Genomic DNA, 22,416 nt, shown 5'->3' with positions numbered 1-22,416 from the left:
TGTGCGGCGCACCGCGCAAGCAGGCGCCGGCAGAGACGTGGAAGCCGCTGTCCAACTCAGCGAGACCACGGCGCCCCCGGGGCCAGCACTCGCTAGAGTACACACACTGTCATGCAATTGTTCCCCGCGCCCGACTTGTGCGAGCGGTCGAAGAACATTTGGATCAGTTCCGGGCAAGCATAAACAAGTCGCTTGCCCGGAATCTATACTCAAGTCGCGGTCACGCTAGGCGCATTGAGCGCGAGGCGCCTGAGCGACGCGACCCGCGGCGGCCACGCCAACTGACAGTCGAATCGGTCCAGGGACAGGTTCGGGTTATAGGCGGGGTCATTCGCGATCAAGTCCGGCCAGTGTTGGCGCATGTAATCGATCTCTCGATTAGCCCGAGCGATCTTCTCCACGGTATCGTCCCTGCCTCGTGTTGCGGACTCGTGGTGATACAACACAGCATGCGGCGTCCAGAGCACCGTATAGCCCGCCTGTCGAACGCGGAGGCAAAAATCGACGTCGTTGAATGCAACTGCGAGATCGTGCTCGTTCAATCCACCCAGTTGCAGATATAGCGATCGCCGGACGACGAGGCATGCACCGGTTACCGCGGACAGTGACTGCGTCGTTACCGCGCGCGCCTGATATCCCGGTTCATCTCGACCCAACCCGCGATGCAGATGATCGGCGCAGCCGCTGAGCCCGACTATGACCCCCGCATGCTGAACGGTTCCGTTCGAATAGAGAAGCTTGACGCCGACAACGCCGACTTCCGGACGCAGCGCGTGTCCCATCACTTCGTCGAGCCAATCGCCGTCGATGATCTCCACGTCATTATTGACCAGGGCGACGAACTCGCCCCGGGCAATATCTATTGCACGATTGTTGAGAGCGGAGTAATTGAACGGCCGATCGTCCCTGAGGATACGTACACCGTGGTCGATCGAAAGCCTCTCCATATAGTCGAGCGTTTCCGGGTCGTCGGAGCCATTGTCGACAATGATGATTTCGAAGGCACGATAGCGAGTTTTTTCGATAATCGAATTGACACAGCGACTAAGTAACTGGAGCCCGTTGCGCGTAGGAATGACGAGCGTGACGAGCGGCACCTTCTCCGGCAATGGATACTGTATGTGCCTGCCGTAATCCGTCGACGAAACCGTTGCTTGAACACCGGCCCGCGACAGGTGACGTACGACTGCCATCCGGCTTGCATCGCGCGCATTGCGCCGGACAACCGGATCTTGAATTGAATCGGATTCCGCACGGGAGTGATAAAGCACACGCGGAATGTGCAGGATCCTGTCTCGGCTCGTATGCGAAAGACAGCGAAGTGTCATGTCGTAATTCGACGCTGCCCCGTGGCGCTGATCCCGCCCGCCAGATGACACGAAAACTTCCGTTCGGTAAGCACCTAGACCGGTAAACAGATCCGAGGAGAGCATCAGATCCTCGTTCCAGTCGCTTTTGAAACGGGGGCTGTGTCGAACTCCGTCGACGTCAATACAGTCTTCATCCGAATAGATCAAGTCGACATCGGGGCGTCGGTTAATCGAGTCAGCCACGACATACAGGCCGTGCTGCGGAAGTACATCGCATTGCCCCAGAAACACGACCCAACTACCACTTTCGGCGAGTTTTCGATCAAGCGTCGAATGTGTCTCCGTCAATAACTGACCGGAAATTACGCGGATGCGAGAATCAGCACGAAGGTCGCGCGGAATCATTTCAGAGCGGTCGGAGCTAGGGCGTCGATCAACAACCAGCAGTTGCCAGTGCGGGTAAATCTGAGCCGAAACCGAACGAATTGCCGCCTCCAAATGCGGCAACGGTGCGTCGGACACCTCCATGCCAATCGCGAAGACCGGACAAGTCGCGAAGTAACGCAGATTGTCCTTCATGACACGATACGTGTCTGAGCTCGGCGTATCGAAGTGTCGAACCCAGTCTGGGTATCCAACCAGCAGTTCAGATTCATCGAACAGGCCGCAGTAGTCGCGCCATGCCCGTGCAAGATCGACCCGACTGTGACGAACCTCTGTCAGTTCGTAATCATCGCCGCATGGCTTGTACTTGGGGTGCAGCGCCTCCAGTTTGGTCATGATGCGCGAACGGGCAAACCGCGTCGTTACCCTGACAAGGCGAAACGTATCGATTCGGTCGACAGACGGATCATCGAGATCAAGCTCAATTTCGATCGTTCCACGCGCCGGGAGATATACAAGCCGCTTACTGACTTGCCGGGCGCTGAGCTCCATTGCAAGCACGGCAGAAAGCGACCCGGCGTTCAGCTTTAACCGGGCCGGCACCTGCGCCACCTGACCATTCACACGAAGCTCGATCATGTACCAACCTGGCAGCAATTGGACATTGATCAAATAAGCCCGGGATCTCGGCCGATTGTCCGGCACATGCGTTTCGGCATCCGGCAGATCGACCAAGAAAGGCATCCCCCACGTCAGGCGCAGGGCATTGAAGTCAAACATGAACTTGCGCAGAAAGCGACTCAAAAGTACTCAGCATCCTTGAAAGCAGGAGCCGCGCCGTCCTTGCCGGACACCATTGCCTCACCGGAGATGGGCCATTCGATCGCGAGCGTCGGATCGTCCCAGCGGATCGCTCGTTCAGCATCCGGATACCAGTAATCGGTGGTCTTGTACAAAAACTCAGCTGTGTCGGAAACGACAACAAAACCGTGCGCAAAACCTTCCGGAATCCACAGCTGCCGTTTGTTCTCCGCAGACAGCATGACACCCACCCATCGACCGAACATCGGCGAATCGCGACGAATATCGACCGCGACATCGAACACTTCCCCTGCCACTACTCGAACCAACTTTCCCTGCGCGTGATTGATTTGGTAGTGCAAGCCTCGTACGACGTTCTTCGCAGATTTCGAATGATTGTCTTGCACGAACTCAATGGAGCGCCCAATCGCTTCTTCGAACACGCGGTGATTGAAGCTCTCGAAGAAGAAGCCACGCGCATCACCGAATACTTTCGGCTCGAAAATCTTAACGTCCGGAATGGCAGTCGCTATTACATTCACCGGGCTTTTCCTTCTTTCAGGATATTCTTCAGGTAACGGCCATAGCCGTTTTTGCTGAGTGGTTGCGCCAGACGTTCAAGTTGCTCGTCGTCGATATAACCGAATCGATATGCAATCTCTTCGACGCACGCAATCTTCAATCCTTGCCGATGCTCCATCGTTGCAATGAAGTGCGAGGCCTCGAGCATCGAATCGTGCGTGCCGGTATCGAGCCATGCAAAACCACGCCCCATGGTCTGCACATTTAGCATGCCATCCCTCAAGTACAGAGCGTTAAGATCGGTAATTTCCAGTTCGCCGCGGTGCGACGGCTTCAACGATTTCGCAAAGTCCACCACCTGCTGATCGTAGAAATAGAGCCCAGTCACCGCGTAGTGCGATTTCGGAATCTCTGGCTTTTCTTCGATACTGATCGCTTTGCCGGACGAGTCGAACTCGACAACACCATACCGCTCCGGATCCTGGACATGATAGGCGAAGACCTGTGCGCCCGACGTTTGGTCGGTCGCCCCCTTCAAGAGACCACCGAGATCATGACCATAGAAAATGTTATCGCCAAGAATCAGCGCCGAAGAGTCGCCGTCGATGAAGGACTCACCCAGCAGGAACGCTTGGGCAAGCCCGTCCGGGCTGGGCTGTACCTTATATTGCAAACGGATCCCCCACTGCGATCCGTCACCCAACAATTGCTCGAAGCGAGGCGTATCTTGGGGTGTCGAGATGATCAGAATATCCTGAATTCCCGCTAGCATCAGCGTGCTCAATGGATAATAGATCATCGGTTTATCGTAAATTGGCAGCAGTTGCTTGCTGATCGCTTGTGTCGCCGGATAAAGACGGGTACCCGACCCTCCAGCGAGAATAATGCCTTTGCGCTTCATGCTTAGTTTTTTCCGAGTCAGCCATGCAGTTGTTCGAAGACGTGGTCAACGCCATTTCGCCAATCGGGAAGTGTCATTCCGAACGTGGACGTCAGTTTGCTGCAATCCAGACGAGAATTCATGGGTCGCTTTGCAGGAAGCGGATACTCATGCGTCGCGATTGGAACGATATCGGTCGAGCGCAACTTTAGATCAAGGCCTCGCGCTTCTGCAAGCGCCACGACGTGACGCGCGTACTCGCACCAGTTCGTTTCGCCAGATGCCGCAAGGTGGTATGTACCGAACGCAAAGTGTTCACGATCGGCAAAATAACGGGCAATGAGATGAGCCGTCACATCGGCGATCAACGCGGCCGAGGTCGGCGCGCCCGTCTGATCGGCCACGATGCGAAGCTGATCCCGCTCCCGAGCAAGGCGCAAGATCGTCTTGAGAAAATTTCCGCCATGCGCGCCCACTACCCAGCTCGTCCTAAGAATCAGGTGCTGCGCGAAGGCCTGCCGAACTGCATTTTCCCCTTCGCACTTGGTCGCCCCATAGATAGATTGGGGATTAACCGGTGCATCTTCGCGATACGACGCCGCACCGGTGCCTTCGAATACATAATCAGTCGAGTAGTGAACAAGAGGCACATTCCGCACTGCCCCCCATTGGGCCATCGCGCCGGGCGCTCCGGCATTGACTGCCCTGGCCAACTCCGGCTCGCTTTCGGCCTTGTCGACCGCCGTATAGGCGGCAGGATTGACGATCAGATCGGGTTGATGGAGATCCAGCGCCGCAACAAGATTCTCGGGATCGCCCAGGTCCACGTCACGCCGGGTCAACGCAATCACCTCTCCAAGCGGAGCAAGCGCACGTCGCAATTCGAAGCCGACCTGTCCATTCGAACCCGTAATCAAGATCCGCGGCATCATCATTCTCCGTAGTGGTGGTCGATCCAAGTGCGATACTGACCACTCGTGACGTTCTTCACCCACCCCTGATTCTCCAGGTACCACTCAACGGTCTTGCGGATACCGGTATCAAAGGTTTCAGCGGGCTTCCAGCCGAGTTCGCGTTCGAGTTTGCGAGCGTCGATTGCGTAACGGCGATCATGACCCGGTCGATCCTGTACATAGCTGATCTGCGTCGCATACGCCTGGCCGTCATCGCGAGGCTGCAGTTCATCGAGGATCGCGCAGATCGTATGCACAACTTCGATGTTCCGTTTCTCGTTCCAGCCACCAACGTTATAAGTCTCGCCGAGCGCACCATTGGCGAGAACGGTGCGAATTGCAGAGCAGTGGTCTTTGACATAGAGCCAGTCACGAATCTGCTCGCCATCGCCATAGATCGGCAACGGCTTGCCCGCGAGCGCATTCAGGATGACCAGCGGAATCAGCTTCTCGGGAAAATGGTACGGACCATAGTTGTTTGAGCAATTGGTGGTCACAACCGGCAAACCATACGTATGGTGCCAGGCGCGCACCAGATGATCTGATGCCGCCTTGCTCGCCGAATAGGGACTGTTCGGTTCGTACGAGTTAGTTTCAGCGAACGGCGGATCATCGGCTCCAAGTGTGCCGAACACCTCGTCGGTAGAGACATGCAGGAAGCGAAATGCCTGACGCTCGTCTGCTGCAAGGTCTGACCAGTAGGCACGTACCGATTCGAGAAGATTAAACGTACCGACAACGTTCGTCTGAATAAAATCGCCCGGGCCATGAATCGATCGATCCACATGCGACTCAGCCGCAAAATTGATCACAGCACGCGGCCGATATTCGGAAAGCAGCTTCGAAATAAGCTGACGATCACCGATGTCACCACGTGCAAAATGATACCGTGCATCACCATCCAACGATTTCAGCGTTTCAAGATTTCCGGCATAAGTCAATTTATCGAGGTTAACAATAGCCTCATCAGACTGAGCCAACCAGTCAATAACAAAATTCCCACCAATAAACCCTGCCCCACCCGTAACAAATAACACTCGCCGCACCCTTTTAAGTTCTATCGAACATTGGCACTCGAAAACTCAACATCAAGATCATGCAATCATCGCACATCCGCCATCAAGTTCACATGCAGCACCACATCGAATTCAAATCATCTGAAACGGAGAAAAATATCGCTACATTTCACAAATAGCATTACACCAAATCTCGCCACCGTCGCCAGAATAATCTCAGTCAACACACACCATCACAACCCGGCAACATACGAGTGACGGCCGCGTGACATTTAATACCGCCGCCCACATTCTCGCATCACCTCCCTATGCGCGTGGCCACGGCGTGACCACGCGGATTATCTAAAATATGCGAGACGTAGCCGGGTAACGTAGTGCGCTCTAGCTCACATCTCGAGATTGACTTTCCTTCCATCCATGCATTCTTCCTCGAACGAGGGCATCGATAGATTTGAGTCTTCGCTTCAGCACGCTCTCCACGATCCCGTTCTCCCTTGCGTAGCGACGATCTATATCGCACATTTGCGCAATCACAGAGGATGCATCGGTGTGCAATTTAATTCCAAACTCTGCTGCCCAAAACTTCCCCTCAGCCATCGCAACCTTGAACGTGTCCTTCTCAGACAGATCATGCGAATGGAAAACGACGGCATCGTCGACGTAGGCCTTTTGATATCCAGCCTTGATCGCGGACGCAGACCATACGTAATCCTCACCCCACTCAATATCCGGATAAGGCAAATCCTTCCACACGCGACGGGACATTGCCGAATTATTATCCGAGTAAAAATACGCCAGCATGCGCCACGTAATACTTCCTCGGAAATAATGACTAGGCAGACCAACCGACGAATCTATGACCGATGGCAATAATTTCAAATTATCAAAATGACCTTCGATATCCCTCGACACAAAAGGTCCATGTGTCGGATATGCCCGATGTCGCCCCGTGACACCAGCCACACGATCACCTTGTTTGAAACCTCGGACCAACGAGGCAAGCCACGCATCATTGGCCGGCATGGCATCTTGCGTCAAAATGGCAACATAGTCACCGTCGGTCATCGATATCCCGAGGTTTCTAGTACGTCCATGCTGGAAATCTCGCTTATCAATTTGATGAAGTCTCACCTTCTTCGAACCAAATTTTCCAACAAGCCCCGGAGTGCCATCGGTTGATGAACTATCAATAACCAGCACATCATATTCAAAATCCGCCTTCTGACTAACGACGGAGTTCAAAACCGCCTCGAATTCCTTACCGGCGTTATAAGTCGGAATAAATACCGAAACCTTCGGCTTCGAAATGAATGCCGGCGCGAAGATCTTCGACGAGACATCACCGAACCCAAGATCGCGCAACTTCTCAATTATCGACGCCTCGACCTTGCGAGCACTTCCTTCCCAAGATTTATCGCGAATAAACGTGAATCCATTTTCACGCTGGCGATTCATCTTATCAGGATTATTCAGCAACTCCTCAATCGTATCAGCAATACCATATGGAGTCGGCGGCGCAAAAGCCACCTCATCGTTCTTAAAAATCGCACGAGTGCTTGGAACATCCAATTCCACCACCGGCAATCCACAAGCAATCATCTCTAGAGGAATCAGAGAATAATTGGTTGCCGAGTAAACTAATCCAATATCCGAGGATTGATACAACACAGCAAGTTGTTCGTGAGACAAAACACCATGCTGCGTGCATGGAAAATCGTACGGAACGTCAATATTGTGCTCACCAAAAAGATGAACGTGGAATCGCCTACCGGATTTCTTGAGTCTTTCCAGTGCAGCAAACCCCAATTCGACTGCCCGCCTCGGCGTATACGGACGCGCATAGAAAGCAATTTGCACTTCCCGAGCCATCGGAAAAGCACCGCCACTCCCGGACGAAACCGGAAAATATATTTCGTGATCTGCAGCCAAATCCCAACTGCGAGACCAGCATCCCCGTTCCTTCATGAGGCCATCAAGCCAGTCGCCAGCGCACAAGGCCGAGAACCCTAAATCATAGGTGCTTTCTGCGACCAAGCGATTTGCACCAGCCGGATGAAAATCAGGCTCAAAATCCTGAATAAAATAAAATCTCTCTTTGAATTTCTGAGCTTGACTGACCGGGAATGCCGTCCAGCAATCAGTCGCAATAATCACATCTCCGGACAACTGTCGAACATCTTCAGGCAGATAAAGAACGGAGACATTTGATCCGATTTTTACATACCAATCAATAATTTGCTGCCGAGCCACTTCCTCATTTGGAATATGGTTAGCATTTTGAACCCATATTGTTTGTTGGTGCCCAAATTCCTCAAGATATTTAACCATTCGGAAAATGGTCATATGCCCGCCAGCCCCCTTGCCAAAGCTTGGGATGACCCAATGAATATCGAGGGACTTGCTATTGAAACTACGGCTAGGAGGAGCCAGCGGACGCGGAGGATGGACAGCGCGAACGCTGTCGCGTGGCCATGCATCCGTCACAAACGAACTGCCAAAATCCCGCCCAGGCCCTGGAAGGGGTTCTCCTACCGAAGTTCGAATCGGCGTTGAGTACGCACAGACAGAATACCCGTTGGCCCGCACTTGCGCGGGTATCACACGCTCCAGTGCGTGCGCGAATGTGCCATCAACTTGACCGTCTTCCGACTCAAAAAGCTCAACGTCATTAATTTTCTCGATCAATGAATCCAGTGAGCTCGTTCGATACCACGCCATCGAACCCGCAGCAAATTCCGCAGAGCAATATTCCTCGTCAATCTCGAGAAATCGAAGAGCGCTCTTTACACCTTCGGTATTAGCGTTGGTAATGATGAATTTTTTAATATCGTAATAATTCTCCGGGTATAACGCACCCAGATCTTCATTACGAGCAAAATTACCAAGCACCGCCGCGACTAAATCCTTGCTACCCATGGTTTGGTCGTAAATATATTTACGCCACGCATCACCCCAAGAAATATGCTTACTTCGCTTGGTGTGCAGATGCAAAACAACGTCGTACTTCTTCCATACGTCAGCGCATCCGACAATAAAAGGCGCTATATCACGCCCTCGATTCTGAACCAGGATAACGTCGTTACTAAAATGAGGAACGTATTGCGTCAAATATTTGGAGCAATACTGCCGGTCCGCCTCGGTACACACAGTTACAACAATATGACTCCCCTCAGGAAAATTCAAAATCCCGGCGCAAACTTCGCCAAGCAGCTCCGGATAGAAGCAATGAACGTGAACGCAAACCGACAGGCTGACAGCCTCATCGTGCGGCAGGCCAATAACTTTCGAATTCTCCGAGCGGGTCGTGAGATTTGTGCTACGCCCAACGCTCAGATAGTGAACAAGCGGATTTATATCATTCCGCCCTTCTAGATATGTATTCTTATAAAAAAATGCATCAAAATCGGGGCGAGGGTTTCTATCTTCCGCAAACCCGTGATTCATGTAATGGATGTACGGATCCATTCCCGATGCCTTTACATCGGGATACGTCGAAATATAATATTCTTGATCAAACTCGGAAGAACACAACTTTGCCACTGAGTCACTGGAATCCTCAGCAACCACTTCCGGCACCACAACCTCAGGCATAACAATCTCTGGCATCACAACATCGGGAATTGAAATCTCGGGAATCACAACTCCCGGCGTAACTTTCTTGTTTGTCGACTCAGATGCGACTGGAGGCAATGCACGCCTAGCCTTCCAATTGTAATCACCATACGCCCGGATGCAGAATTCGGCCAAGTCTACCGAACCAGCTTGCACATAAGGGTGTGCAGCCAAAAATTCATTTCGATCAAACAATGGTGACGGACTACGCCCTTCTTTCCAACCATTCGTCAAATAGTGAAGCAATGGATTTATTTTGTGCTCCGCAACATCACCATATAATTTCAGATAATAAGCGGCATCGAAAAATTTTGAAGGATTCGCCAATGAGTGTGCCCAATTCTCCAAATAATGTCGAACAGGATCCCTCGCCGCGGCCAACCCGAACTCCCTGGCATAATCATCCGCATCAAAAAGGGGGGATCCCTTTAAGACATCAATTTTCCATTTACTGACGCTTTTTCCAAAAAACATGGCACCCTCAAAAGACATTTAATTGAATGCTTTTATCAAAACGCATTACGCCATACAGCACGGACTGGAGAATGTAATTTTTATCATCGTCGGCGACCAAGCATACAAAAAAATTCACCATAATCACCAGACTCGTCACTCCGGCCTTCCACTTCCCCGAAGCATAAATATGCTACATATTTGCCAGAACACCCGACATTCAATTTTCGAAAAACGCCAGCATTAACGGGAACCCGCCAGTCCTGCGCCTCACCCCAATCGACCAACTTCAACGAACACCAATTTTTCGCTCGATCTCCACAACACAGATATATCTACGATGCGGAGTGACATCACTCAATCGACGCCCCCCCCAAAAAGATCAAAGGGAGTGGTACATATTGATTGCGTCTTCAACCGTATCGCAAACCTTAAGCACCCCACCATCCAAAACAGCAGCATGATTGCAATGATTTCGAATGAGATCTATCTGGTGGGCAACGATAATCATTGCACGGTCGCCACGCTTCTCAAATAACTCAACATTACATTTTTGCTGAAACCGATGATCCCCAACCGACATACCTTCATCAATCAGAAAGCAATCGAATTCAATAGACATTGATATTGCAAACGCCAATCGCGACGCCATACCAGACGAATACGATTTAAACGGCTCATTCAAATACGCCCCGAGCTCAGCAAAATCCTCAACCAGCGCAAGCGTTTTTTGATAATCAACATCGTACACGCGAGAAATCAATCGAACATTATCCTTACCGGTCAAACTACCCTGAAACGTGCCTCCAAACGCCAGCGGCCAGGAAACCGACATGTTTTTAATGATTTCACCGGAATGCGGATGATCCGAGCCGCTAATAATTCGAATTAACGTTGACTTCCCCGCACCATTTCGGCCGAGAATACCCCATCGCTCCCCCGCCTGGACACGCAGATTAACGCCTTTGAGTATTTCCCGATGCGATCGCCCGTGATGGATCGGATAACGTTTTGTTACATTCCGCAACTCAATCATATTATCCTTAATTCAACTGAACTCGCCGAATGGCAAGATGCATGATCGAAAGAGAAAAGAGCGTAAAAAACGACAGAACCGCCACCGTGTAGCCCAGATTATAAAATGTCGGCATCCTGTCACCATAATAGCCGTGATGGAAATATTCGACCGCATTAATCAATGGGAAGTACAACATCAAGTCAATCAATTTCGGAGGAAGCGCATACAGAGGAATAAACACCCCCGAGAACGGCACCATCAGGTAGAGGATAATGTGCGAAATTTTATCGATCGACTCACTCATCTCCGACAACGCCGCCATCGTTATGACAAAGCTGAACGAAAACCAAATTATTAGAAAATACCCAACGATCATCTCCAACACGTCCGCCGGAAACTGACAAATACCTATTACGATCAAAATTACAAACAAAACAATGAACGAAGCAGTGGCGCCGGCAAATTCAAGAATAATTCGCGAATACAATATATCAAACGGCCTAATCGGCTTGTGATGTAGCAGTGTGCGATTTGACTCAATCGCCTTCATCATTCTATTTGTCGCATTTCGCCAGAAAAGCACCGTCGGATAACTAACTGCCAAGAACTCCGCCACCGAATATTTGGTGCTTTTTTCGGCGTGGCTAAAAATCACCATCACCCCAACGACAAACATTGCGGGCTCGGCCATAATCCACAATACACCGAGCCCTTCCCGACCAAAGCGGGTGATCATTTCACGCATAACCAATGCCCAAATCACTCGGATTTGGATACGCAATTGATGCCGAAAGGTCGGAGGACGGTGCTCAGCGGTCATAGTGCTCTTTTACTCCACCAATAACGATGGTTAACACGCCCCACAAGATCAAACCAAACAAAAAAGTGGCGAGAATATTGCGCCCACGACGAGGGCTCATCGCATGGTCTGGCAAGCTGGGTTCAGAAATACGCTCGAGGTAGAGCTGCTTGCGCTCAGCCTCGACACGAGCTTGATCCAGCATCGTTATCGCCCCAGCGAGAATCTTATCGGCGACATCCTTTTCAAGCGTCAGACGTTGGAATTCGGCAGCCTTACTGGCCAAAGATCCGCCTCCTTGGCCCCCTGCAACGCGCTGATTTACTTGATCGATTGCCTCCTGCAGCAATTTGGCACGGTCACGCAAAGTCGGCAGCCCCGGATTCGCAGGTGACAACCGCTCCATTTGAGCAATCTGTACACGGGTTGCAATCAAATCATCCTGCAATTTTCCAACCTGTTGCAATGGAATAGTCGACTGACGTTCCGGGTCGATCACTCCTGCAGTGTTTCTATAACGCGCCAGCGCCAATGTGGCGATGCGATCGTATTCTTTGGCCTGATCCACATCGCGCTGGGCCGCATTGATCAGATCGGAGCGAGCGCGCACATTCATTTGATTGATGATCCTCTCGCTCAACTCCAACAAGCGTTTATTCATAGTCCACGCAAGATGTGCATCGTATGCATGAGTATTCAAGGTCACGATAGGCGAGTCGGTATCTACTTTTGCATCTACAATTTTATTGCCGTAGTAGAGATAAAACTCCTCCAAACTATCACCGAACCCAAGCACGGAGAACCGATTCATGAAATCAATAGACCCGCTTTGAAAGGCTGATTTTATGCGCTGCTCCTGATTCAGCACCGTCATCGCGTCGCGAGAAAGAATATACTTTTGAACCGTATATGCATCTCCCTCAGACTTAGAAAATCCACCAACCCCTTTCAGCAAGCCACCCAATCCGGATACGCTGCTCTGCTGCGGGCTACGAATCAAAAAACTACTGGTGGATGTATATTTATCGCTCGCAATAACTCCAAAATAAATAATTGCGACACCAGTAGGAATAACAACTGTCAGCCAAAATAAACGGTTAATGCGCTTCAGAAATTTCATAGTTATTTGAACGTCTGAACACCAGACACGATCGGATAGGCAACGGAGAACACCAGGTTCAGCACTTTCTGCAGCTCGGCCACCGGCGCATTGGAAACATAGAGGACGTCCTTGTTGTCCATCATGAAACTCTGCGCCACGAAGAACGAATCAGGGTCCTTCAGATTAATGTGGTAGATAACCGGGACTTTGCCATTTGCCGTCGTTCGTACCGGCTGATTAGGCCACTTCAGCGCCTGCTGATCTTCCAACCGGAAAATGAATACGCCCTGTGCATCCGAACGCGAGTCTTGCAGGCCACCCGCCCGCGCCAACGCCTGCGCCAGCGTAATGCCCTGCGCCTCGAAATTGATTTCCTCGTTCTTGCCGGTCGCACCAAACGCAGTAAAGCTGTAGGGCTGGAACAGTGCGGTGACAACGTCACCTGCCTTCAGCGGTACATTCTGGCGCGGGTCGCGGATCACCGTTTCGAGTGGCTCCAACGCGACGGTCTCGCCGCGCGTCACCTGAATCATGGTCTTGTTGATCGGCTGCTTCGTGCCGCCGGCCGCGGCGAGAGCGTCGAGCACGCGTTCGCCACGCGCACTCAGCTGCATGCGCGTGCTGCTCGATACGTCTCCCACCACGGTGACGTATGAGGTTTCGTTCCGCGCCAGTTGCACCAGAACCTGCGGGTCATGCGCGATATTCTTGAGACGCGCTGCGATATAGGCCTGCAATTGGCTTGGCGAACGGCCCGTTGCCTTGATGGCGCCAACGAACGGCACGTGGATGTTGCCGTTGCCGTCGATCACTTGCGTCGGCAACTTGGTCAGCCGCGCGCCAGTCGGTACACCACTGGGCGTCGGTGCGTCACTCGTACCACCGCCAAACAGAGTGGCAGGCGGCGCCTCCCAAATCGACACCTCGACCACGTCGCCCACACCCAACTGTTGCTGAAACGCCGAGTTGTCGCCTAGTGTTGCAGCAAAATCCGTACTTTTGCGGCCGGCATAGAGTTGCCGCGCCACCTGATCGGTCACATCAACAACCTGGATTCCTTGCGAACTGACTTGATTTGTGCCGGCACCACTGGCATTAATCTCGGAACGACTCGGCCCGGACGTGGGAATGGATCCACACGCAGCCAAGCCAATGGTGCCGCCGATGGCAGCAGCCAACCACACACTGCGATTTAAACTCTGCATTTAACAATCCAGTCATTCAAAGGCCGCCGGATTTTACCGCACAATGTAAGATGTACCGGTGAATTTACCGGCATGGCGCATCCGAAACACCGATGGGTACCCTTGGGGTTCCTCGAGTTTTCGCCGTCCAGCAGCCCTGGCTTACGCGCAGCCGAACCCTTTGCCCGCTAAGACGCGAGCCGGTCTGGCACAAACATGGGCGGTTCCAAAATTCCATTGCTGCTGCGCGCAAGGGCACGAGCAAATCGGTAAATCTGACCTCAAGCTTCCGTTGTGTTTGGCATACTCGGCGCTTGTGCTGATCAATCGACGTACACGCGCGAATTGTCCCGCCATCCGAGATGCCATAGAATTACCCGGCGGAATTGTTGCATGAGCCATCGGGCTTCGGCAAACGGAAACATTTTTCATTTCCGCACGCACAACCAAATTTCATCTGCGTGACAAAAATACTTCTAGACGTCACTCGTCTTGCCACCCGATTTTATGATGGCCTGATCCCCACCGGGGTAGACAGAGTGGGACTGGCTTACATCCGTCGATATGGGAACCGTGCACGCGCAGTCCTGAGTGAACGCGGTTTTTCCATCGTTTTAACGGAAAAAGCCTCGCAGAAGACGTTCTCCTTGCTGCTGTCGTCCGATCGAGACCGATGGGCAGTGCGCAGAATAGTTGCTTCCGCGTTGCTAAACGGGCTTCGATCGGCAACATTCGATCGCGCAATTTTGTTGCATACAAGTCACAACGGGATGGAGTTCACCCGATATTATCGAGCGATGGCGCAACGCAACGCGCGCTCGGTCTTCATGGTCCACGATCTGATTCCGCTGACGCATGCGGAATACTGCCGCCCTGGCGTGGACGCATCGCATCGTGCCCGCATCCATACAGCACTCCGACATGCGAGTGGCCTGATCAGCAATTCACAGGCGACCTACGACGAATTGGCGAACGAGGCCCGGCAAGCGTCGCTTCCGCTCCCGCCAGTCGTCGTCGCTCCACTCGCACCCGCCGTGGAACCTCATCCACCGAGCCCGGCTCCGATCGATGGCCCGTACTTCGTGATGCTCAGTACGATCGAGCCGCGCAAGAACCACTGGTTCATCTTGCATGTCTGGCGGCGCCTGGTCGAACAGTTGGGGGAAACCGCCCCCAAGCTCGTGGTCATCGGTCGGCGCGGCTGGGAATGCGAGAACGTCGTCGATATGCTGGAGCGCTGCACAACGATCCGCGGTGCGGTTATCGAAGAATCGGATTGCAGCGATGAACGACTGCACGCATGGTTGCAACATGCACGAGCGCTCATCTTCCCGTCGTTCGCCGAAGGCTACGGGATGCCGCTCGTCGAGGCACTGATGTTGAGCGTGCCGGTACTCGCCAGCGACTTGCCGGTCTTTCACGAGATTGCATCGGACATTCCCGATTATCTCGACCCGCTCGACGGGCCGGGATGGCTTGCACGGATTCGCGAGTACGCTCGCTCGGACAGCAGCGAGCGCGCGAATCAGCTCACGCGGATCGAGCGCTTTCGAGCGCCGACCTGGGCCGAGCACTTCGATCGCATCGATGGCTTCCTCGATTCGCTCCGGTAAATGATTCCGGCACCTACTGAGCACTCGATGACGTCCGAATCCCGGTCATTCGATGCAAGTGCAATCGCTCGCGGCAAACGCATGATCGGCTGGCTGACCGGAAAGTCACCATTCGTGTGGATCGATTCGTGGCTTGGCGTCGCGCTTGCCCGAACGTCCGCGTCGATCGGACGTACCGTGTACCCTGCATGCCCCGGTCCGATCTTCGCCCGGCACGCAACCCACGCACCGCCTCTTTCATGGTTCTGCGTTCCGTCGGATCTGGTTGCGCGCGGTGGACTGGTCGCCGCACTCGAACGTCTGCTCGAGGCCACGCCTGTCACCGACACGGACAAGCGATGCCGCGATCTGATGCGCCGCGTGCTCGATAGCGACGCGTTGCACGTTCGCCATCAGATAGCCGAATTACCGGATGCATGGCACGAATCCGGCGGTGGCAAGCGCATTGTGCTGATCGACGAACGCGAGACCTCGCATACCGACGTCTGCACACGGGCAGCGCTGCGCCAACGGAATTTCGCTGCGATGGCGGATGCGGCGTGTGCTGTGCACCCCGATGCAGCCCTATGGATCTTGCGCTCCGCCGATGCGGGTGCTGGCAACTGGCTTTCGACGAAAACCCAGCTGCACGGAAATGCAAGAGTTCTCGAAGTCGCGCACTCCTTGCGGGACGTACTGCGGCATGCCGACGCCGTCCATGTCGTGGGAGCGTCTGAGGGGATGGCGGCGCTTCTGGCCGGCGTCCCGGTTCACGTGTTCGGCACCCCCTACTACGCAGGCTGGGGACTGACGCAGGACCACACCGCGATGCCGGAACGCCGTGCGCGCCCCTCCGTAGACGCATTATTTGATGCCGTTTTCCTTCAGCGCGCGCGCTACCTTGACCCGGCACGCGGCACACAAGGCACGCTCGAAACCGCACTCGACTGTATCGAACTGCAGCATGCCGTCGCCGACCGATACAGGGATCTCGGACGGGTTGCCGGCGTGCGCTTCCAATGGTGGAAGCGGCCATACGCCACGCCCTACCTGTCGGCGGGAGGCGGAACGTTGCGTTGGATCGCGGATCCACGCGACACCCACACCGACGAACACGCGGCAATATGGGGGGGACGATCGGCCGAAGGCCTGCCCGCCGGCGTCGCCCATGTCCGGATCGAAGACGGCTTTATCCATTCGACCGGACTCGGCTCGGACATGTCGCCGCCGTGCAGCCAGGTCATTGACCGCCGCGGCCTGTATTTCGACGCGAGTCGTCCGAGCGATCTGACCGTCATCCTCAATCAGACCACGTTCGACGAAGCGGAATTGCGGCGCGCGGCAGCGCTCAGGCAGGAAATCGTTCGGCTCGGGCTCACGAAATACAATCTCGGCCGCCAGGCGCCGACATGGCACGTCCCTCATGACAAGCGTGTCGTACTCGTCGCCGGCCAGGTCGCGGACGACGCATCGATCCGCCTGGGAACCGGCACGATAGCTACATCGGAAGCATTGTTAAAGGAAGTACGTGCCCGCCGGCCGGACGCATTCATCATTTACAAACCGCATCCGGACGTACTGTCCGGCAATCGCGCCGGGCTCGTCGACGCGGAACACCTCGCGGACATCGTCGATGCGGCCGCGGATCTCATTTCGTTGATCGACGTGGCGGACGAGCTGCATACGCTCTCGTCGCTCGCCGGCTTCGATGCCCTGATGCGCGGGAAGGAAGTCCATACCTATGGCCTGCCCTTTTATGCTGGCTGGGGACTAACGCACGATGCGCTGGAACAGCCGTGGCGCGAACGCCGACTGTCGCTCGACATGCTGACGGCCGGAGTGTTGCTCCGTTATGCCATTTATTGGGACTGGCAGCTCTCGCTGTTCACGACACCCGAAGCAATCGCCCGGCAACTCGCGCCGAATGCGGCCCGGCCGCTCGAGAAAATACGCGGAAACCGCGCCCGACCACTCGTCAAGGCAATACGTTGGTCGCGCAACGCGATACGTTATGCCGGGTGGCAGGGGCGGCAATACGTTCGCGACTGAGCGATGCGCTGATTCCGTTCAAACCAATCTAGGTGCCAACTGCAAAGAAGGCCACCCTCCGACGGGCTGTACACTCATACGTATTGCCCGATTTGCACTGCGTCAAACTCCACAAAGCAGGTTGCCGGGCACGCACAGGTCAGGTTATAAAAATGCCATCCGGTGCATGCGCCGCCCTTTCTACCCCTGACTTCGGAGAACGCATGATCGATCTCGACACAGCCCAGCAATTCCTGATGACCCGCGGTCTCGACTTCGGCCTCAACCTCCTCGCCGCGATCGTGTTGTGGTTCATCGGCCGCTGGGCGATCCGCATCGGCACACGCCTGCTCGGCAAGGTCGTGCGCCGCAGCGGCAAGGTCGACCCGACACTGACCGACTACCTGACGTCCGTCGTCGGCGTGCTGCTGACTATCTTACTGATCCTCGCGATCCTGCAGATCTTCGGCGTGCAGACGACCTCGTTCGCCGCCCTGCTCGCCGGCCTCGGCCTCGCGATCGGTACCGCCTGGGGCGGCCTGCTCGCGCACTTCGCCGCCGGCGTGTTCATGCAGGTGCTGCGCCCGTTCAAGATCGGCGACGTGATCAGCGCAGGCGGCGTCACGGGCACAGTGAAGGAGCTCGGCCTGTTTGGCACGACGATCGTCACCGCCGACAACATCGTGACGATCGTCGGCAACAACAAGATCTTCTCGGACAACATCGCGAACTACAGTGCGACGCCGCACCGCCGCGTCGACCTGACCGCGAAGATCGCGAACGGCGTCGATGCGGTCGACGCGATCAATCGCCTGAAGACGTCGATCCAGCAGATCCCGAACGTGCTGACCACCCCAGCGCCGGACGTCGGTGTGCTGCAGTTCACGCCGGAAGGCCCGTTGCTGTTCGTACGCCCGTCCACGGCACCCGAGAACTACTGGCAGGTATATTGCGACACCAACCGCGTGATCATCGAGACGTTCCGCGACGCGCAGTATCCGACGCCCGAAACACCGGTCTCACATCGCACGGCTTGACGGTGCAATCCGTCGATGCATAAAAATTGCTCGACGCAGCCACTTCAGTTTGAGGTCAAACCCGTCGTTATCCGAGAGAAGGGGCGATACTTCCTCAGCCGCCCCTGAACCTTGTTCCCTGCCTTGTGAAATAAGACTCCGGTGCAAAAAATGACGTGGCAGTCGCCGCAAGGCGCTGGAAAACGACCGCAGCCGCAGACGTAGAGTTGGCTATCACCGCCTCACTTACGGTACCTTACAGAAATTGAAACACCACCTTCTCGTCGCCGGCACCGGTCGTGCCGGTACAAGCTTTCTGGTCGAATACCTCACGGCATGCGGCCTCGATACGCACCTCGCGAGAAATCCTGAAGATCGGCTCGACGAGAATGCCAATGCCGGACTTGAGGATTTCCCGACAGGCGACGCCAATCTTCCCTACGTCATCAAGTCTCCTTGGCTTTACGAATTTGTCGACGAACTGCTCGCGCGCGACGATATCCAAGTTGACGCCGTCATCATCCCCATGCGGGATCTTGTGGAAGCAGCCACGAGTAGAGTAGTAAACGAACTGCGTGCGCGTCTCGGGCGCGAAGACATTCCCGGTGAATTGACACGCTGGCACACGTGGGGGGTCGTGCCAGGGGGCACTGTCTATTCGTTGAACCCGATCGATCAGGCGCGCCTGCTGTCGATGGGATTCCACCAGGTCATTCATGCCTGTGTAAAGAAGCGCGTGCCGCTGATCTTCCTGGAGTTTCCGCGCTTCATCACTGACGGCAAATACCTCTATGATCAATTGCGACCGGTCCTTGCCGGGATCGATTCTTCTGCGGCAATACGCGCGCACGCCCAAACCGCCCAGCCCGACAAAGTGCGGATCGGCGGCGAACTCGCAAATTCAGCGAACATAGCAAAGGGTGACCTCTTTCCGAACTTCGATGCACTTGATCGGGTAGCGCTTCACCGAGAGATTACCAACGCGCGGCGCGATCGGGATATCCATCGCGCCGAAGCAGAACGCTTAAGATCCCTCATCATCGATGTAGAGCAAAGACTGGGGGAGGGAATCCTTTCGAGCGCGCGGATCCAGTTGTTTGTGGATAAAGGCAATGGCTTTTCCGAAGAGCACTCGTCAAGTCAAACTATCGATCAGAAAAAGCGATCCGCGAGATATGTCTTTAACGTCGATCGTGCCATCGACATCAAGACGTTGCGGCTCGATCCTATCGATGATTCTGCAGTCCTAGTCGTTGAAGATGCAATCCTCGTCGGGCCGAATGATTCGATCAGCTTGATGGGCAAGCTGACTTCCAATTGTTCATACAGCGCCGACGGCATTCTCTATTTTGAGAGTAAAGACCCCCAGATTATCTTCGACGACATCCCGGTTAATTCCTCAGACCAACACGTGGTCCGGTTTGAATTTCAGATTAACTTCCTCAAGACCGGCGTAGACGCGCAGCTTGCCTGTGCGAAGCTCGCAAACCAGCACGGTGAAACCCGGACACGAGAGCTGGAAGCCCAGGTAACGCAGTTACAGGGGGCATTACATGCGCACGTCAGCGCGCGCGAAGAACAGACCAGGTTGACGCAATCCCTTGAAGACGCTCATCGGCAAGCCTTGCAGACGATGCAACTGGAACTCGCGCGACGCGACACCGAGCATGCAGCGGCGATGGAACTGCTGAAAGCACAATTCGAGACTGCAACGCGCAGTTCGGACGAGCAGCATACCCGATTGACTCAATCTCTTGAGGATGCCCACCGGCAAACTTTGCAGGCATTGAAGCAGGATCTCGCACAACGCGACACTCAGCACAACGCGGCAATCGAATTGCTGAAAGCTCAGTTCGAAGCAGCAGCGCGCATTTCGGAAGAGCAGCAGACTGCGCTGGCGCAAGAATACAAAACGACAAACGCCGCCTTGACGGCATCCCATACAACCGCGCTTGAGCTCCAAGCGGAAAAGCAACGTGCTGCTCACGAATCGGCGATAGACTCCCTTCGCTCAGCCCATCAGAATGCCATTCGAGCAATTGAGGATCGGATTCGCGAGGTCATCGAACAGCAAATCGTTGAACTCGTCGCGTTCGATAGTACGATTTTGAGTTGGTTCGCGAGCGCGGAGTCCATGCTCGATCAATTCGACGGATTCACCGAATTGCAACGACTGCGGCCGATAGACGTAGCAGCAACCACTGAGCCGGATCTCCCTCAGCAGCCCGCCGTTCCCGAACTGTCAGACGCTCCGGCGACGCGTTCGCTAGGCTTCCATAACGAACATGCTTCGTGCAATCCGGATGCACTGTCAACCGCTCTCACCAAACTAGCATCGGAATTTGCCCAATACGAGCCGAGTTCTCGCGGTAGCCAATCGAGTCTCGGTAAACGCTACCTCGCAGCTCTTGCTTCGCTTCGACACGATCACGCGCATGCCGCGGAGCAGTTCGCGACTCGAAACCACCAACTGCTGACATGCCAACTGGAAAATCTTGCACAGGCAGAGCGGAAACACGGGAACGAGGTAAAGGACCTAATGGAACAGATCGAGGCACTTGAAGCAACCATTGAAACCATTCGGAAATGGAAGGGCTTCCGAACCGTCGCTTGGCTGAATGAGCGAAGCAATTAAGCTCCCCCGAACGCGTTGGCAGTCCGGCAGCCAACACGTCACTGAGCAGGCTAAAGTAAGACGCGGCGCGCCCGAGCCTCACGCCTCAAACAGCAGTGCTCTCAGTCGCCGCAGCCCGGAACGGCGATGCCCTTCCTTGCCCCCAGACAACCGTGTCAGTCCGTTCGGCACAACGATCTTCAACGCCGAATCCAGCAAATCTAGACCATGCTGATCAGCCGGCACCGGACGAAAAAAAAGCGTGGCACCCGCCACGCTTTTTCATTGAACCAAAAAGAAAACGAACCGCTCCCCGCTCAGCGCCCGCCCGTCTTCTGCGCGTTATCCGACCGCCGCCCCCGCACCAGCTTCCACACCGCGCCAAGCGCGACCGGCACGACCGCCGCCCCGATCCCGACCAGCACGATCACGTTCAGGTACTGGCGGATGAACGGGATGTTGCCGAAGAAATAGCCGAGCAGCACGAGCAGCAGCACCCACACCAGCGCACCGATCACGTTGAAGAGCTGGAAACGCGCGGCGCTCATCGACGACGCGCCCGCGACGAACGGCGCGAACGTGCGCACGACCGGAATGAAGCGTGCGAGCACGATCGTCTTGCCGCCGTGCTTGTCATAGAACGAGTGGGTCTTCTGCAGCGCGGCGCGATCGAGGAAGCGCTCGAGCACCGGGATATGCGTATTGAACACCTTCGGGCCGATCCAGCGGCCGATCATGTAGTTCACCGTGTTGCCGGAAATCGCCGCGACGAGCAGCAGCACGATCAGCAGGCCGACATTCATCTCGCCCGTCGCCGCGAACGCGCCGCCGATGAACAGCAGCGAATCGCCGGGCAGGAATGGGAACACCACGAGCCCCGTCTCGCAGAACACGATCAGGAACAGCACGAGGTAGACCCACGCGCCGTACTGCCGGATGAAATCGCCGAGGAAGGCGTCGATATGCAGGACAAGGTTGACGAAATGAAGCAGCGTATCCAAATGCGATTCCTCGAAGGCGATAGGGCCGGAACGGCCGAAAAAGGCTGAAGCGCCCACCGGTCAAGGCCGGGCGTGTTACGGACCCATGATACCGAAACTACCTTAAGGCTCCGTGAAAAAACGTAACCGCC

At 54.7% G+C, this 22,416-nt stretch carries 15 protein-coding genes; 4 read left to right on the top strand and 11 right to left on the bottom strand.

What is annotated here, in order from left to right:
- Positions 1–209: 209 nt before the first annotated feature.
- The 10 genes from CFB39_RS03800 to CFB39_RS03750 all read right to left on the bottom strand — a co-directional run bounded on the left by CFB39_RS03800 (position 210) and on the right by CFB39_RS03750 (position 14,055).
- Complete coding sequence (locus CFB39_RS03800; protein WP_089472207.1) at positions 210–2,498, bottom strand: glycosyltransferase family 2 protein; 2,289 nt, start codon at positions 2,496–2,498, stop codon at positions 210–212.
- Positions 2,495–3,037 (bottom strand): dTDP-4-dehydrorhamnose 3,5-epimerase, encoded by a 543-nt coding sequence (gene rfbC / locus CFB39_RS03795; RefSeq protein ID WP_089472206.1) that lies wholly within the window; start codon positions 3,035–3,037, stop codon positions 2,495–2,497. The genes CFB39_RS03800 and rfbC overlap by 4 nt, the downstream gene beginning before the upstream one ends.
- Positions 3,034–3,918: a glucose-1-phosphate thymidylyltransferase RfbA gene (gene rfbA / locus CFB39_RS03790; RefSeq protein WP_089472205.1), complete on the bottom strand. Its 885-nt coding sequence runs from the start codon at positions 3,916–3,918 to the stop codon at positions 3,034–3,036. The genes rfbC and rfbA overlap by 4 nt, the downstream gene beginning before the upstream one ends.
- Positions 3,919–3,935: 17 nt before the next feature.
- Positions 3,936–4,826 (bottom strand): dTDP-4-dehydrorhamnose reductase, encoded by an 891-nt coding sequence (rfbD, locus tag CFB39_RS03785; protein WP_089472204.1) that lies wholly within the window; start codon positions 4,824–4,826, stop codon positions 3,936–3,938.
- A gap of 2 nt (positions 4,827–4,828) precedes the next feature.
- The gene (rfbB, locus tag CFB39_RS03780) at positions 4,829–5,887 is read right to left on the bottom strand and encodes a dTDP-glucose 4,6-dehydratase (RefSeq protein ID WP_089472203.1); all 1,059 of its coding nucleotides are present in this window, start codon (positions 5,885–5,887) and stop codon (positions 4,829–4,831) included.
- A gap of 360 nt (positions 5,888–6,247) precedes the next feature.
- A complete protein-coding gene (locus CFB39_RS39190) occupies positions 6,248–9,970 on the bottom strand; it encodes a rhamnan synthesis F family protein (protein ID WP_144030228.1) in 3,723 nt (1,240 codons plus the stop codon).
- 343 nt (positions 9,971–10,313) lie between these two features.
- Positions 10,314–10,967 (bottom strand): ABC transporter ATP-binding protein, encoded by a 654-nt coding sequence (locus CFB39_RS03765; protein WP_089472202.1) that lies wholly within the window; start codon positions 10,965–10,967, stop codon positions 10,314–10,316.
- 7 nt (positions 10,968–10,974) lie between these two features.
- Positions 10,975–11,769 (bottom strand): ABC transporter permease, encoded by a 795-nt coding sequence (locus tag CFB39_RS03760; RefSeq protein ID WP_089472201.1) that lies wholly within the window; start codon positions 11,767–11,769, stop codon positions 10,975–10,977.
- A complete protein-coding gene (locus tag CFB39_RS03755; protein ID WP_089472200.1) occupies positions 11,759–12,868 on the bottom strand; it encodes a hypothetical protein in 1,110 nt (369 codons plus the stop codon). Before CFB39_RS03755 ends, CFB39_RS03760 begins: the two co-directional genes overlap by 11 nt.
- A 2-nt stretch (positions 12,869–12,870) precedes the next feature.
- Positions 12,871–14,055 (bottom strand): polysaccharide biosynthesis/export family protein, encoded by a 1,185-nt coding sequence (locus tag CFB39_RS03750; protein ID WP_089472199.1) that lies wholly within the window; start codon positions 14,053–14,055, stop codon positions 12,871–12,873.
- Positions 14,056–14,495: 440 nt separating this feature from the next.
- Here CFB39_RS03750 and CFB39_RS03745 point away from each other — a divergent pair, with 440 nt between their 5' ends.
- The 4 genes from CFB39_RS03745 (at position 14,496) to CFB39_RS03725 (ending at position 21,305) form a co-directional block, all read left to right on the top strand.
- A complete protein-coding gene (locus CFB39_RS03745; protein WP_089472198.1) occupies positions 14,496–15,647 on the top strand; it encodes a glycosyltransferase family 1 protein in 1,152 nt (383 codons plus the stop codon).
- Between the two features lie 27 nt (positions 15,648–15,674).
- Positions 15,675–17,675, top strand: coding sequence for a capsular polysaccharide biosynthesis protein (locus CFB39_RS03740; protein WP_089472197.1), 2,001 nt, complete (start codon positions 15,675–15,677; stop codon positions 17,673–17,675).
- 203 nt (positions 17,676–17,878) lie between these two features.
- Positions 17,879–18,691, top strand: coding sequence for a mechanosensitive ion channel family protein (locus CFB39_RS03735; protein WP_089472196.1), 813 nt, complete (start codon positions 17,879–17,881; stop codon positions 18,689–18,691).
- Between the two features lie 244 nt (positions 18,692–18,935).
- Positions 18,936–21,305, top strand: a complete 2,370-nt coding sequence (locus CFB39_RS03725) for a hypothetical protein (RefSeq protein WP_144030227.1) — start codon at positions 18,936–18,938, stop codon at positions 21,303–21,305.
- Between the two features lie 296 nt (positions 21,306–21,601).
- On the opposite strand, the gene CFB39_RS03720 is transcribed toward CFB39_RS03725, so the two are convergent.
- Positions 21,602–22,285: a DedA family protein gene (locus CFB39_RS03720; RefSeq protein ID WP_174973294.1), complete on the bottom strand. Its 684-nt coding sequence runs from the start codon at positions 22,283–22,285 to the stop codon at positions 21,602–21,604.
- Positions 22,286–22,416 lie beyond the last annotated feature (131 nt).

Origin of the sequence: Burkholderia sp. AU6039 (assembly GCF_002223365.1) — a bacterium.
In the GTDB taxonomy this organism is placed as follows: Bacteria; Pseudomonadota; Gammaproteobacteria; order Burkholderiales; family Burkholderiaceae; genus Burkholderia.
The sequence above is the reverse complement of the archived record's forward strand: the minus strand, read 5'-3'. Positions and strand labels throughout refer to the sequence as shown.

Coding starts and splice junctions, on each gene's coding strand:
- CFB39_RS03750 (WP_089472199.1), bottom strand. CDS start 14,055: ATGCAGAGTTTAAATCGCAGTGTGTGGTTGGCTGCTGCCATCGGCGGC.
- rfbD (WP_089472204.1), bottom strand. CDS start 4,826: ATGCCGCGGATCTTGATTACGGGTTCGAATGGACAGGTCGGCTTCGAA.
- CFB39_RS03765 (WP_089472202.1), bottom strand. CDS start 10,967: ATGATTGAGTTGCGGAATGTAACAAAACGTTATCCGATCCATCACGGG.
- CFB39_RS03740 (WP_089472197.1), top strand. CDS start 15,675: ATGACGTCCGAATCCCGGTCATTCGATGCAAGTGCAATCGCTCGCGGC.
- rfbA (WP_089472205.1), bottom strand. CDS start 3,918: ATGAAGCGCAAAGGCATTATTCTCGCTGGAGGGTCGGGTACCCGTCTT.
- CFB39_RS03735 (WP_089472196.1), top strand. CDS start 17,879: ATGATCGATCTCGACACAGCCCAGCAATTCCTGATGACCCGCGGTCTC.
- CFB39_RS03755 (WP_089472200.1), bottom strand. CDS start 12,868: ATGAAATTTCTGAAGCGCATTAACCGTTTATTTTGGCTGACAGTTGTT.
- CFB39_RS03760 (WP_089472201.1), bottom strand. CDS start 11,769: ATGACCGCTGAGCACCGTCCTCCGACCTTTCGGCATCAATTGCGTATC.
- CFB39_RS39190 (WP_144030228.1), bottom strand. CDS start 9,970: ATGTCTTTTGAGGGTGCCATGTTTTTTGGAAAAAGCGTCAGTAAATGG.